This is a genomic window from Variovorax ureilyticus, from assembly GCF_050632185.1.
Classification (GTDB): Bacteria; Pseudomonadota; Gammaproteobacteria; order Burkholderiales; family Burkholderiaceae_C; genus Variovorax; species Variovorax ureilyticus_A.
This window is the reverse complement of record NZ_CP192579.1, coordinates 3,238,162-3,252,004: the sequence shown is the minus strand read 5'-3', so window position 1 is coordinate 3,252,004 and position 13,843 is coordinate 3,238,162. Positions and strand designations below refer to the sequence as shown.

General features: G+C 62.5%; 10 protein-coding genes. 6 read left to right on the top strand and 4 right to left on the bottom strand.

Translation table 11 applies throughout. The features are described 5' to 3' along the window. Positions 1 to 109 precede the first annotated feature (109 nt). The 4 genes from ACQ858_RS16030 to ACQ858_RS16015 all read left to right on the top strand — a co-directional run bounded on the left by ACQ858_RS16030 (position 110) and on the right by ACQ858_RS16015 (position 6,363). Positions 110 to 265, top strand: coding sequence for a hypothetical protein (locus tag ACQ858_RS16030; protein WP_431273667.1), 156 nt, complete (start codon positions 110 to 112; stop codon positions 263 to 265). Continuing rightward, positions 262 to 1,851 (top strand): type I restriction-modification system subunit M, encoded by a 1,590-nt coding sequence (locus ACQ858_RS16025; RefSeq protein WP_431273666.1) that lies wholly within the window; start codon positions 262 to 264, stop codon positions 1,849 to 1,851. The genes ACQ858_RS16030 and ACQ858_RS16025 overlap by 4 nt, the downstream gene beginning before the upstream one ends. A 64-nt stretch (positions 1,852 to 1,915) precedes the next feature. After that, positions 1,916 to 3,184, top strand: a complete 1,269-nt coding sequence (locus ACQ858_RS16020; protein ID WP_431273665.1) for a restriction endonuclease subunit S — start codon at positions 1,916 to 1,918, stop codon at positions 3,182 to 3,184. After that, positions 3,181 to 6,363, top strand: a complete 3,183-nt coding sequence (locus ACQ858_RS16015) for a type I restriction endonuclease subunit R (protein WP_431273664.1) — start codon at positions 3,181 to 3,183, stop codon at positions 6,361 to 6,363. Before ACQ858_RS16020 ends, ACQ858_RS16015 begins: the two co-directional genes overlap by 4 nt. 89 nt (positions 6,364 to 6,452) lie before the next feature. Here ACQ858_RS16015 and ACQ858_RS16010 read toward each other — a convergent pair whose 3' ends face one another. The 3 genes from ACQ858_RS16010 to ACQ858_RS16000 all read right to left on the bottom strand — a co-directional run bounded on the left by ACQ858_RS16010 (position 6,453) and on the right by ACQ858_RS16000 (position 11,930). After that, positions 6,453 to 6,935, bottom strand: coding sequence for a hypothetical protein (locus ACQ858_RS16010; RefSeq protein WP_431273663.1), 483 nt, complete (start codon positions 6,933 to 6,935; stop codon positions 6,453 to 6,455). A gap of 222 nt (positions 6,936 to 7,157) precedes the next feature. Beyond that, entirely contained in the window at positions 7,158 to 8,834 is a 1,677-nt protein-coding gene (locus tag ACQ858_RS16005; RefSeq protein WP_431273662.1) for an ATP-binding protein, read from the bottom strand. A gap of 819 nt (positions 8,835 to 9,653) precedes the next feature. Beyond that, a complete protein-coding gene (locus tag ACQ858_RS16000) occupies positions 9,654 to 11,930 on the bottom strand; it encodes an AAA family ATPase (RefSeq protein WP_431273661.1) in 2,277 nt (758 codons plus the stop codon). Between the two features lie 376 nt (positions 11,931 to 12,306). On the opposite strand from ACQ858_RS16000, the gene ACQ858_RS15995 reads away from it, so the two are divergent. Further along, positions 12,307 to 13,047, top strand: coding sequence for a class I SAM-dependent methyltransferase (locus ACQ858_RS15995; protein WP_431273660.1), 741 nt, complete (start codon positions 12,307 to 12,309; stop codon positions 13,045 to 13,047). 87 nt (positions 13,048 to 13,134) lie between these two features. After that, positions 13,135 to 13,368, top strand: coding sequence for a type II toxin-antitoxin system VapB family antitoxin (vapB, locus tag ACQ858_RS15990; protein ID WP_431273659.1), 234 nt, complete (start codon positions 13,135 to 13,137; stop codon positions 13,366 to 13,368). 212 nt (positions 13,369 to 13,580) lie between these two features. Here the strand turns inward: vapB and ACQ858_RS15985 are convergent, their stop codons facing one another. Then, positions 13,581 to 13,841, bottom strand: coding sequence for a hypothetical protein (locus ACQ858_RS15985; RefSeq protein WP_431273658.1), 261 nt, complete (start codon positions 13,839 to 13,841; stop codon positions 13,581 to 13,583). Positions 13,842 to 13,843 lie beyond the last annotated feature (2 nt).

Genomic DNA, 13,843 nt, shown 5'->3' with positions numbered 1-13,843 from the left:
GTAGGCGTCCAAGTACATCAGTCGGATACATTCTGAAATCCGTAAAGAACTCGTAAAGATGCCTCGCACTTCCGACCGCCAAACTGCTCCGGTCAATCTCCGCATGTCCTTGGAGGTCAAGGACCTCTTGCGCTTGGCTGCCGGCCGCGAACACCGCACGCTCTCGAACATGCTGGAGCGCTTGGTGTTGCAGCACTGCGAGCGCGAAGGCATAGCGCTGCCGCCGGCAGTCGTGCCCGGCAGGGACAAGAAACAAACCCAATGAATCAAGACCTCAAGAAAACCCTCTGGGCAGCTGCCGACAAGCTCCGCTCGTCGATGGACGCCGCCGAGTACAAGCACATCGTCCTTGGCCTCATCTTCCTCAAATACATCTCCGATGCCTTCGACGAACGTCGCGCTCAGCTCCTGGCCGCGTTCAAGGACGAAACTAGCGAGCTCCATCTGCCCGACGCGGCGGACCACGCCGAGGCGCTGGAGGAGCGCGACTACTACACGATGGCCAACGTCTTCTGGGTGCCCGCTTCGGCGCGTTGGGAGGCCATTCGCGCGCAGGCAAAACAGGCCGACATCGGCGTGCGCATCGACGCCGCGCTGGAAGCCATCGAAGCCGACAACCCGCGCCTGAAGGGCATCCTCGACAAGCGCTTCGGCCGCACCCAACTCGAACCCGGCCGCCTCGGCGAATTGGTCGACCTCGTCTCGACCATCGGCTTCGGCGAGGGCCACCACGCGAAAGACCTGCTCGGCGAGGTCTACGAATATTTCCTCGGCCAGTTCGCCAGTGCCGAGGGCAAGAAGGGCGGCCAGTTCTACACGCCAGCCTCGGTGGTGAAAGTGCTGGTCGAAGTGCTGGCGCCGCACCAGGGCCGTGTCTACGACCCTGCCTGCGGCTCTGGTGGTATGTTCGTGCAGAGCGAGAAGTTCATCGAGGCGCACGGGGGCAAGGCTGACGACATCAGCATCTACGGCCAAGAGGCCAACCCGACCACCTGGCGTCTGGTGGCAATGAACCTCGCCATCCGCGGTTTTGCGGCCGACCTGGGCAAGGAGCCGGCTGACACCTTCCACCGCGACCAACACCCCGACCTGCGCGCCGACTACGTGCTGGCCAATCCACCTTTCAACATCAGCGACTGGGGCGGCGAGCGTCTGGCCGAGGACCGGCGCTGGACCTACGGCACGCCGCCGGCCGGGAATGCGAACTACGCCTGGCTGCAGCACATCCTGCATCACCTGAGCCCGCGTGGTCAGGCCGGCGTTGTCCTGGCCAATGGCAGCATGAGCAGCAACCAGAACAACGAAGGCGCCATCCGCAGGGCCATGGTCGAGGCAGATGTGGTGGACGTCATGGTGGCGCTGCCACCGCAGCTCTTCTTCAACACGCAGATTCCGGCCTGCCTGTGGTTCCTGGCCAAGGACAAGAGTGGCGCGTCGGTGCCCGGCGGCAAGAAGGGGCGCGACCGGCGGGGCGAGGTGCTGTTCATCGACGCGCGCAAACTCGGGCGCATGGACACGCGCGTGAACCGCGTGTTCGACGATGAGGACGTGGCGCGCATCGCCGCCACGGTGCACCGCTGGCGCGCCGATGGCGAGGACGGTGCCGCCGACGAGGCCTACGCCGACGTAGCGGGCTTCTGCCGCGCCGTGAAGCTCGCCGAGATTGCCGAGCACGGCCATGTGCTGACCCCTGGGCGCTACGTGGGCGCCCAGGCGGCCGAAGAAGACGACGAGGCTTTCAACGAGAAGATGGAGCGGCTGACTGCGCAGCTTGCTGAGCAGATGGCAAAAGGAGCGGAGTTGGATGCGGTGATTCGCGAGAGATTGGGGGCCATGGGATATGCGGTCTGACGGTCGGCTCGTTCAACTTGGTGACCTTATCGAGGTCAAGCACGGCTGGCCGTTCAAGAGCGAGTTGTTCTCGCAAGAGCTGACCGGCAAGGGGGTCGTCGTCGCGATTGGCAATTTTCGCTACTCAGGCGGATTTCGCTTTTCGGAGACCGTCTGCAAAGAGTATCGAGGCGACTACCCGGCCGGGTATGACCTGTCGCCTGGCGACATCCTTCTCGTAATGACTTGCCAAACGGCGGGCGGCGAAATCCTAGGTATACCTGCAAAGGTGCCAAGCGATGGACGCCTGTACCTTCACAACCAACGAATCGGGAAGGTGGTGCTGACGTCTGATGATGTCCGAGAGGACTTTCTATATTGGCTCTTTCTCAGCCCAGACTTCAATCGCTCACTCGTCTCGACCGCATCGGGAACGAAAATCCTTCACACGTCGCCATCGCGCATCTGTGACTATCGTTTCCTCCTGCCGGCGCCTGAAATTCAGCGCGAAGCCGCTCGGACCTTGGATGCGCTACAGGACCGCATCGACCTCCTGCGCCAAACCAACGCCACCTTCGAATCCATCGCCCAAGCCCTGTTCAAGAGCTGGTTCATTGACTTCGACCCGGTGCGAGCCAAGGCCGAGGGTCGGGAGCCCGCAGGCATGGATGCCACAACAGCCGCGCTATTCCCGGCCGAGTTCGAAGAATCGTCACTAGGGTTGATTCCGAAGGGGTGGCGCGTTTTGCCGTTTCTGGATGCCTGTGACCTTGCGGGTGGGGCGCAGCCGCCCGCGTCTACTTTTGTCGACGAACCGAGAGAGGGCTATATCCGGCTCCTACAAATTCGCGATTTCTCCTCTGATGCTCATCTGACTTTTGTCCCTGACTCAAAGAAGCTGAAGCGAGCTGGCGAAGATGACGTCTTCATAGGCCGCTATGGGTCAGCAAGTGGAGACAAGACGAAAGATTCGCTTGGTCGGGTGTGTCGCGGCTTAACTGGCGCCTACAACGTTGCCCTAATGAAGCTCGTGCCAAAGGAGGTCGGTAGAGAGTTCGCTGCTCAGATGGTTGATGCACCATCGTTCTATAGCTACTTGCAGGGCGTCAGCTCAAAGGCTGTTCAGTCCGGCTTCTCCAAGTCCGAGCTCGGGAATCTTGCTGTCGTAGTTCCGCCCAAACCACTTTCTAACGTATATGAAGCTACCGGGCTTGCAGTCTGGCGTCGAATAAAGGCAAATAGGGAGCACTCGCGTAGTTTGGAGGCATTGCGTGACTCGCTGCTCCCCCGCCTCATCTCCGGCACGCTCCGCCTCCCCGAAGCCCAGGCCCAACTCGAGGAGGCTATCGCATGAGCGGCATCAGCGAGGACGCTGTCGAGCAAGCCATGCTCGAATGGTTGGCCGACCTGGGCTGGTCCAGCGCCCACGGCCCCGACATCTCCCCGCCTGATGCCAAGACCCCCGGCACTGACCGCGCCAGTTATCGTGAAGTGGTACTGCCCGGCCGGCTACGCGAGGCCATCGCGCGGCTGAACCCACACATCCCGCCCGGCGCCCGCGACGATGCGCTGCGACGCGTGCTAAACCCCAACGTACCGGGCCTGGTCAACGTCAACCGCCAAATGCACCGATGGCTGGTGGACGGCGTGCCAGTCGAGTTCCAGAAGGATGGCGAGACGCGCGGCGACCGCGTGCGGCTGCTGGACTTCGGCGACGTGACAGCCAACGATTGGTTGGCCGTCAACCAGTTCAGTGTGCAGGGGCCGAAGCTCATGCGCCGGCCCGACGTGGTGCTGTTCGTCAACGGCCTGCCGCTGGTCGTCGTCGAGCTGAAGAACCCCGGCGACGAAGACGCCGACATCTGGGCTGCCTGGAACCAGCTTCAGGCCTATCAGCAGGACATCCCCGACCTGTTCCACGCGAACGTGCTGCAGGTCATCAGCGACGGCATACAGGCGCGCATGGGCTCGCTCACGAGCGACCGCGAGCGCTTTATGGTCTGGCGCACCATCGACGGCGTGGCCACTGACCCGCTGGGCGCGATGCGCGAGCTGGAGACACTGGTGCTGGGCTTGTTCCAGCGCGACCTGCTGCTGGAGTACCTGCGCCACTTCGTTCTGTTCGAGGACGATGGCCGGCTGGTCAAGAAGGTGGCGGGCTATCACCAGTTCCACGCGGTGCGGGCCGTGGTGCAGAGCGTGCTCAAGGCCTCGGCACCGGGCGGCACGCGCAAGGGCGGTGTCGTGTGGCACACGCAGGGCGCCGGCAAGAGCATCGAGATGACCTGCCCGGCCGGGGCGCTGATGGCGCACCCGGCCATGGGCAACCCCACGCTGCTGGTGGTGACCGACCGCAACGACCTGGACAACCAGCTTTTCGGCGTGTTCGCCGCGGCCAGCGAGATGCTGCGCGAGACGCCTGCCCAAGCCGACACTCGGCCCGAACTGCGCCGGCTACTGGCCAATAGGCCCTCGGGTGGCATCATTTTCACGACCATCCAGAAGTTCACGCCGGGCGAAGACGAGGACACTTTCCCCGTGCTCTCCGACCGACGCAACATCGTTGTCATCTGCGACGAGGCACACCGCACGCAGTACGGCTTCGAAGCGCGCTTGGTCAACGGCAAGGGTCAGCCGGCCGAGCCGGCGGCCAACGACAGTCAGGCACTTCGGGTGGCCGAGCCGCCGGCCGACTACCAAGCGACCAGCGCAGTGCGCTACGGCTACGCGCAGCACCTGCGCGACGCGCTGCCGGGTGCCACCTTTGTCGCCTTCACCGGTACGCCAGTAAGCTTGAGCGACCGCGACACCCGCGCCGTGTTCGGCGACTACGTCCATATCTACGATATCGAGCAAGCGGTGCGCGATGGCGCCACGGTACCCATCTACTACGAGAGCCGCTTGGCACGGCTGGAGCTGAAGGAGGCCAACGTCTCCACGCTCGACAGCGAAGTCGACGAGCTGACCGAGGACGAGGAGGGCGACGCCGCCAAGGTGGCCAAGCTGCGCCGTTGGGCCGCACTGGAGCAGCTAGTGGGCGCACCGCCACGCATCCAGAAGGTGGCGGCTGACATCGTGGCCCACTTCGAGAACCGACTGACGGCAATGGATGGCAAGGCGATGGTAGTGGCGATGAGCCGCGACATCTGCGTGCACCTCTACAACGCCATCGTTGCCCTGCGGCCCGAGTGGCACAGCGACGACCCGATGCAGGGCGCCATCAAGGTGGTGATGACCGGCTCGGCGTCCGACAAGGCTCTGTTGAAGCCGCACATCTACCCGAAGGAGGTGCGCAAGCGGCTGGAGACGCGCTTCAAGAACCCTGCGGACCCGTTCAAGCTGGTCATCGTGCGCGACATGTGGCTAACCGGTTTCGACGCGCCGTGCCTGAACACGATGTACGTGGACAAGCCGATGCGCGGCCACAACCTGATGCAGGCCATCGCGCGGGTCAATCGAGTCTTCAAGGACAAGCCGGGCGGCTTGGTCGTGGACTACATCGGCATCGCCAACGAGCTGAAGGCGGCCTTGGCTGACTACACCCAGGCCCACGGGCGCGGCAAGCCGACCATCGACGCACACGAGGCGCTGGCGGTGCTGCAGGAACAGATGGACGTGCTGCATGACATGCTGCATGACGTCGCGTACGCCGATTTCCGCAGCAAGGCCCGGCAGCTACTGCCGGCCGTGGCCAATCATGTGCTCGGACTCGACGAGGGAAAGAAGCGCTTCGCCGACACGGTGCTGGCCGCCAGCAAGGCCTTCGCCCTGTGCTGCACGCTGGATGAGGCGCTGGCCTACCGCGACGAACTGGCCTTCTTGCAGGCAGTGAAGGCGGCGCTGACCAAGCACGCGGGCACCGATAAGAAGCTGACCGACGAGCAGAAGGAACACGCACTTCGCCAAATTATCAGCAGAGCGGTCGTGAGCGATGAGGTCGTCGACATCTTCTCGGCCGCGGGCCTGAAGCGGCCGGACATCGGCGTACTGTCGGACGAGTTTCTGGAAGACGTGCGCCACATGAAAGAGCGCAACCTGGCCGTCGAGCTGCTGGAACGGCTGTTGAAGGGCGAAATCAAGTCGCGCTTCAAGACCAACGTGGTGCAGAGTGCGAAGTTCTCGGAGCTGCTGCAGCAGAGCCTGACGCGCTACCGCAATCGCGCCATCGAAACGGCGCAGGTCATCGAAGAACTCATCGAGATGGCCAAGAAGTTCCAGGAGGCCGCGCAGCGCGGCGAGAGCCTGGGATTGAACAGCGATGAGATGGCCTTTTATGACGCGCTGGCCATGAACGAGGCCGCTGTACGGGAACTGGGCGACGCGACCCTGAAGAAGATTGCGGTCGAGCTAACGCAGAACCTCCGCAAATCCATCACCGTGGATTGGGCCAAGCGCGAGACAGTGCGTGCCAAGCTGCGCGTCATGGTGAAGACGCTGCTGCGCCGCTACAAGTACCCGCCGGACCGACAGGAAGAAGCCACTGATACGGTGCTAAGGCAGGCGGAATCGCTGTCGGCAGAGTGGGCTATCTGAATCTCGAAAAAGGGGCGGCATAAGTTCCTGGTACGGGGTGCATAAGAAGGCCGAGCCCATGGCTCGGCCTTAAATGAACTGGCCAGTGCTCAGCTTTTCACCAGAGGGTTGTCGTACCCCCTCCATACCTGCTCACATGCATCGACGAGCGCGGCATTCTCGAGCGGCGAGAGCTTGACGAGCTTGTCGAGCAAAGGCCCCAACACATCGTCTGAAGCAGCGTCGTCTGCAGACTCGATGCCGTTGTCGTCTGCAACCATCGTTGCAACCGACAACTCGGCATCCCATTGCCAAATCTGGTTGCACTCCGTGTTGAGGATGTAGCTCCACTCCGCCTCGGAGAAGCGACCCTTCAGGCTGCGCTGCGCTTTGGCAACGAGGGAGAAGAATCGGGCGCCTGCCAATTCCAGCACGACTTCGGGAGCGACGCGGCTTTCGCGCAAGCCGACGCGCGCTGAGATGGCCTCGCTCAACTGATGACGTCGGACCGGCTGGTCGAAGTCGACAGGGTGGGGTGCGTCACCGTTCAGGGTGCGCAGGTCGATGAAGAAGGATTCGAAGGATTGAGACATTGAAATTTCCTTGAGATTGAAGGGTTGCTTTCGGGAACCTGCACCTGATACGCCTTGTTTGACGAGTCAGATGCAGGCGGTTTAGGTATGTGGTTTAAACGCTTCCGGAGAAGCAGGGCCGGGAGCTCGCGCGGTCATGGGTCGCTCGCCGCGGTGCGCCCGTATGCGGGGAACTGAGGTAACAAGGTAACGGCGACGCGCCGCCGCGCGGCGCGCCGTTTCTTATGCCGCGTCCAAGAACTCGTGCTCGTTGGTCGGCTGCAGGTCCTGGGGCACTTCGAACATCGTGACCTTTGCGGCGCCGAATCCGACGCCCATCCGCTGGGTACTTTCCTGGCCGCCTGCCAATCGGCGAAGAACGATTCCCCAGCCGCCGGTGGACCACTTGGTGCCGGCGAACACCTTGCGCAGCTCCTGATGTTCCGGGCTATTGACCACGTACAGCTTCCAAGTACCGTTTACCAGGACGACACGCATTCCAAGCTGAGCGAGCCGGGACATGATTTCGGGGTTGCCCGCCGGGTCGTCGCAGACGCGCTTCACAGCCTCGCCAATCGACAGGTTCCGGGTGACCTCGTAGATGCCCTGGATGTACCGGAAGGGCATCACCTTGGACAGCAGCGCTTCCAGGCACCGTTGCTCGTCGCTGACCGCGTGGATTTCGAGGCGCTCCTTGATGTCAAGTCGGCTCACGAGCTCGGCTGCATCGTCCGTGGTTGCCGGCCGGTCTTTCACGAACGTCCAATAGGACGCGAGAAGGGTCCCGACGGTGTCCGCCATGCGCCCGTCGCCGCCCGCGCGCAGAACCTCCTTGCGCACGACTTCTTCCGACAACTTGTAGATGTCCCAGCGGTCGATGAACCGGCGCGCCAGGCGAGGACCGATGTCCCGAGCCTGTGCTTCGGTCAGTTGTACCGCATCCGACTTGCGCCCCTTCGCTTCCAGCACGACCCAACGTGTCAAGTCCGCCGGCTCCATCTTGCCGGGGCTGATGCCCGCCGCGATGAAAGGGGAGAAGAACCGATAGCTCCGGGCTGTGCCGCTCGTAGTGCCCCGGACGATGCCGCTATCTCCTTCCTGAAGGCTGTACGACATCCGGGCAATCTCGAAGGTGTCCCTGCAACCCTTCTTAGCGGGGTCCGCCTCGAATTCATCGACGATGGCTGCACGCGAAGTGCCTCCGAGTTGCTGGTAGTACCCAGCCATCGTCTGCGGCCCGGTGCATGCGAAGGCGAGGGGCCCGAGCAGCCACTTGACGGATTCGAGGATGGTCGACTTGCCGCAGCCTGCAGGCCCGGTCAGCAGCACATGGGGCCTGCGCCGAACCGCGGTCGACACCAGGGCGACGCCCAGCCAGCCGAGTATCAGCTCGGCTGCCAGTGAGTGGTCCCACCGGAGAGACCCGAATGCGTCCAGGACGAGCCGCACGTCGTCATCGGTGGCCTGTGGCGTGCCGAACTCAAAACCGATTGCCGAGCTATGCGGGTAGACGTGCCTGCCGTGGACGCCGTGCGGCACGTGCCCGTCGGCTCGCCACATCTCGCGGCTGTTGACGGCAAGGTGGCCATCTTCCATCAGCCAAACACCGGTTCGACGTTCCGACGATTCGTTGTATGGGCCCTTGGCCTGGCAATCTCTGATGATGTCGGTGGCAAGTTCCCGATGGTCGAAGATGTTTGCCTTCTTCTTCTCGTCGAATCTGGTGTAGTTTTGGTCGCACCACTCAGCGCCGCAGAGCTGCCTGAGGTTCAATTCCGACAAGTCGGTAGGCGCGACCTTGACGACAGCCTTGTCCAGGCTGGTCAGGACAACGAGCTTGCCGCCGATGGTGCCAAGCGCGGTGTAGCCACCTGCGCAGGTGGAGGTCTGGGGAGCGTTGGTGTTGTTGGTTTTGTTCATGTGATGTCTTTCAGATGGCCTCAATGAGGCCGAGGCCGCTCACGTGTCGGCACCGGGTCGCATTGAGGAACCGGTTCGCCGAGGGGCTGGCGGGATGCCGTCGCGTGAGAGGTGAATGGGATTGGTGGGCGCGGGGGAGGCCGCGACAGTGGTGTGTATCGTGGAAGGGGCCCGGAGGCCTCAGTCCATGCTGATGCGGTTTTGTAGCCATTCGGGATGCCGCGAGGGCGGGTATTAGCCCGGCTCTACGGGTCGCTGGCTACGTCGGGTTGTTAATGAACCGGTCCGACGCTGGACGCGATGGGACGACAGAGCTGCGATGAGCTCCTGCGCGGAGGTGTTGCGGGTTGACCGAACTCGGAAAGGAGCGCGGCTTGAAGCAAACGTGCGCTTGATGGCACGACTGGCTTCGGGTGGCGTGTGGGCCCTAAGGCCTGCCTTGTGATGACCTAGTGGTCGAGATGTAACGAATTCTAACGTGACACCGACGAAAGCGCAAGGGTTGGGTGTTTTTATTGCGGCGGGTTGCCTGCCGCAACGTGCTTGGAGTTACCCAACAAATATGCGTTTTGTTGGGTAACTTCCAGGTGTCCTTGCGAGGCCAACGAGGGACAGGATACGGCCAGCGCCCGGCCGCTCGACGGCACTGCCTGGCCCCCGACTACGCCAGAGAGGTCAGAATGCGGCCAAACCTGACCATCGACCCAGCCGTTACTTCGCCTAGAAGCTGTCGTTCGCGGGTCACGACTAGCTCATCAACTTTGTGGGAGGCTCGACGAGCTGCCTCGCAGCAGGACTCCGATTACGTCGACCGGCCGACTAAATCGGGCCCGATGGGATTCCGAGCTTCTCGCGGTCTTCCTTCGCCTTGCGCTGAGTCTCTTCAACGCTCTTGAGCGCAGCTTGCAGCGCTTCAATGTCCTGGAGGAACTCGGGAATTGTTGGAAGCGTCGGCGGTGCCTCTACACCGCCTTCGTGGGTGTACATTGAAGTTCTGGTCATGCCGTCGTAGATGGCCTTGACGTGCTGGTCTTCCACTCGGACCGACCTAAGTCGCTGGGTTTGGATAGGCCGGCGGAAGCGCTTGACTGTCCCCGCGAACAGGTTCTCCTCAACCAGCAGTTCCCAACTGTCTCTGAGCTTTCGGTAGCCACTTCGGATGGAGTCGTTGAATGCCTCATAGTCGCCGCTTTCCTCAAACGCTGCGTCGGCTTTGCGGCATAGCTCTTTGAGCTCCTGGATGCGAGTGGCTATTTTTTGGGCCTCGAAGGGCAGCTTGTCGTCGCAGCGGCCCTTGACGTCTCTGCTGGCAAACACGTGCCGCACGGCCCACTTCTGACCCTGACGCTTTGCACTTTCAATTAGCTCGTAGGCAAACGCGAGGTCGTGGGTGAACACGATGACCTGGCGGCGCTTTGCTTCTTTCGCCAGACGAGCAGCAATGAGCTCCCGCCGGTGGTGGTCCAGGGACGTGACCGGGTCATCGAAGACGATGCCGGACTCTCCAGGCTCAAGCCCGACTTCCGCAAGGAAGGAGGCTAGGGCGATGGCTCGCTGCTCACCCTCGCTCAGTATCTCGGACGGCTTGATGCCCTTGATGGACTGGTTTGCGGTAACCAGCCGCAGCTGCTGCACCGTGCGACCCCGCTGGCCGGCCAAGTCGAGCTGGAGCGCTATGTCCTGAACACCCAGCTGGGCGAGTTCTCGCTTCAGAGCCTCCTGCAATTCGACGGTGACGACCAGCTGGTACAGCTCGGCGCCCTTCCTTGACAGCGCGGCGGTGTTACAGCACTTGATGGCCTCACCAAGCTTCCAGTCCATGTCATCCGCCTTGATGGCGGCCAAGACCAGAGGCACCAGTGGCTGGAGCCGAACGCGCGCGCCCAGTTCCTCAAGGCGTTTGGCCATGTGGGCACACTGCTCAGGCGTCAGCCCCTTGGTCAGCGCTTCGACGTCTTTCAGGAGCCTTTCGCGCAGCGCGACGAGTAGCTGCTCTGGAGAGTCCGGCAGCGGCGGCAGTTCAGTGATTTCCCGGCTTGGCGCCATCTCCTGAATGCGTGCCCTGCGCTCCTCGAGTGCGTTGACGTACTGAGTGATGCTCTGAGTCGACCCGGGCACCTTTTCTTCGAGCTCCGTCAAGAACGCTTTGTCGGAGGGGAATCCAGGCACTTGCGTTTGAACTAGGGGTTGGTAGAGCTGCGCGGTGCTCGCCCGCAACTCGCGGTACTTGGCTTGTGCATCCTCCTGCAAAAAGGCCAGGAAGTGCTCGATGCGGTGGCGCGCCGAGTCGGACAGTGGCTGCTGGCAAAGCACGCAGCTTGCGCCATCTGGGCCTGGATAGGCGGACCCCGAATATGGCAGCTTGGCGAACTCGATGGCGCTGTGCAGCAGCCGTTCCCAGGGCTCACTTCCGGTGCCTGGCAGGCATCCTTCGGCGAGCGCCCTGGAGGCCACTTGGCTGGCGTCGTATGCGGCGCGCAGCTGCTGGAATGAAGCGCGCAACCTTCCGACAGTCTCATCAGACAAGGCGGCCGATAGAGTGCCAAACTCCCTCGTCAAGGCTTCGAGCCTGATGCAGAACTGCCTCAATTCCTGCGCCATCTTCTGCGCCATGTCTGCTTGCATCTGATTCTTGATGCTCTGGAGGTCTGCCGTCTCCTGCTGGCTCAAATTCGCGAGCTTCTGGACATCCTCCGGTTTGGTAGCCCTGCTCAGGTTGTCAATCAACCTGCCGACCTCCGTAGCACCGCGCAAGCCGCTTAGCTGGCTGCGGTCGAAAGCCTTATCTTGCCGCTCCTGCATCAAGCGCTTCTGAATTGCCTGAAGCGCGTCAGAGACCTGTGTCAGCAAGTCCATCCCGTAAGGCACGTACGAGATGGCTGCCTGCTCGTCGATGAACACGCGAGCGCAGTGCGCATCGAAGACCGCGATGTGCGACAGCGCCGCCGGCCCGGTCGTGCCGTCTTGCCAAGACCCGCTGAATGGCTGGCCGCCGTCCGCCCATTCGAACTTGGCGGTGGCGGCGCCAGCAGCCAAGACCGTGAAGACGTTCGGCCAGATTCGCTCCGGTTCCTTGGCGCGGCAGGCTTTCTTCAAGGCGCGCGTGTATCCAGACTTACCGGAGCCGTTGTTGCCGTAAACAACGGTCAGTCCACCTGCCTCGAAGGTGAGGGATTCGTTCGCACCGATGGCGTTGATGTTCCTCGGCTCGCGGATGGCCGTCAGGCTGACGGAGCTGCCGGCTCCCCGCCTTGCGGCCGCTCCTTCGGCTGGAGTCGGACTGGAACGCGGCCCTGAGGGTCCGCGATACCGACGCCGGACTTGATGAAAGCTTCGAGGTCGTCGATGTCCTGCCCACTCAGGACGCCGTTGTCGACGAGGCGGCGCATCGTGTCCGACATCCAAGCTGAGTGTGACTCCGCCCACCTGCAAATCTCGGCCACCAACGTCATGCGAGCCTCCCTTCCTACCCATGATAGTTCAGCTCAACCGGGAAGCCGTCGGGACCGGCCCAGTCGTCACGATTGCAAAGTTGCGCCAATCGGCAGAATGCGGCCAACCCGACATTCACCAACATGGCCCGGTTCGCCCGGCGGCAACACGCATGATTCCAGGAACCGAGGGCTACGCGGAGCACGCTGCAGAACTGGTCAAGCGCTTTGAAGCGGTTTCGTTTGCCGAGAAGCACGCAGCCGTCATGCACCTCCTGCCTTCGGTGCCGTCGACCGTGCTCGACGTGGGTGCCGGGAGTGGTGCCGATGCTGCATGGTTTGCCTCAAAGGGCTACCGGGTTGTCGCAGTTGAGCCTACGGATGCGCTGCGCCTCGCAGGCCTCGAACTGCATCGAGCGCATCCCTTCGAATGGGTTGACGACAGCTTGCCCGACCTCGCCCGTATGCGGGCTCGCGACGAGAGGTTCGATGTCGTCATGCTCACAGCTGTCTGGATGCATCTTGACGAGCTGGAGCGTCAAAGGGCGATGCCGCGGCTTGCATCACTGCTCGCACCTGCTGGAATCCTGGTGATGTCCATCCGCCATGGCCCGGCGCCAAGCGAACGGCGCATCTTTGACTTGTCGGACGAGGAGACCATCGCTCTGGCCTTGGGATGTTCGTTGAAGAAGGTGTTTGGCCTGCGCACTGCATCTGTCCAAGCTGCGAACCGCCCGGCAGGAGTGACATGGTCGCGTCTTGCATTCCAACGGGTGACTTGACCGCCATGCGGGTGCCGGTGGGCGTCGCCGCTGAGAGGCAGAATGCGGGCCAATAGTAGCCGTCCAACCCGACATGAGGAGATTGGCATGTCCATCGGAACTGTATTCGTCAGCAAACGCACCCAGGCGGTCCGCCTCCCCTTGGACGTGCGCCTGCCTGAGGGCATGCACAAGGTAGAAGTACGCGTCAGGGGCAACGAGCTCATCATCGCGCCGCTCGGCCAAACTTGGGACAGCTTTTTCCTTGACGGCCCTCGCATCAGCGACGACTTCCTGCCCGAGCGCGCCAATCCGCACCAGTCGGAGCGGGAAGCGCTCTGATGCTGCGCTACCTGCTGGACACCAACATCTCCGTGTTGCAGCGGCGCCCTGTCGAGGGGTCTGGCTACTACCTTCAACGCGAACGCTGTTCCCGTCCGTCAAAATTCGGCCACACACCAGACACTCACGCCTGCCTTCCAATTCACGACAACCGGCCGGTCGACACGCCCGCAGAGCACATGAAAGCCGTCGCTTGCCGAGCCAAGCGACCTTCAGTCGCGGTCTATGAAGACCCCAAGACAAAGTGCTGCGCCCACGACGTACAGCAACCAGGTCTGCGGAGTCGCGTAGGGATAGAGCATCAGGGCCACGCCGAGCCATTTGGTGCGCGGACGACCGACACGCTTCCCGTAGCGGTAAACCGCAATTCCGATGAGGCCGAACAGAACGGTGCCAATGATGTAAGCCGGGCTCGGTAGCGAAATTCCGAGCGACTGCAGTGCCTGGAGGCTGTCCATGGAAGATTGGGCCATCA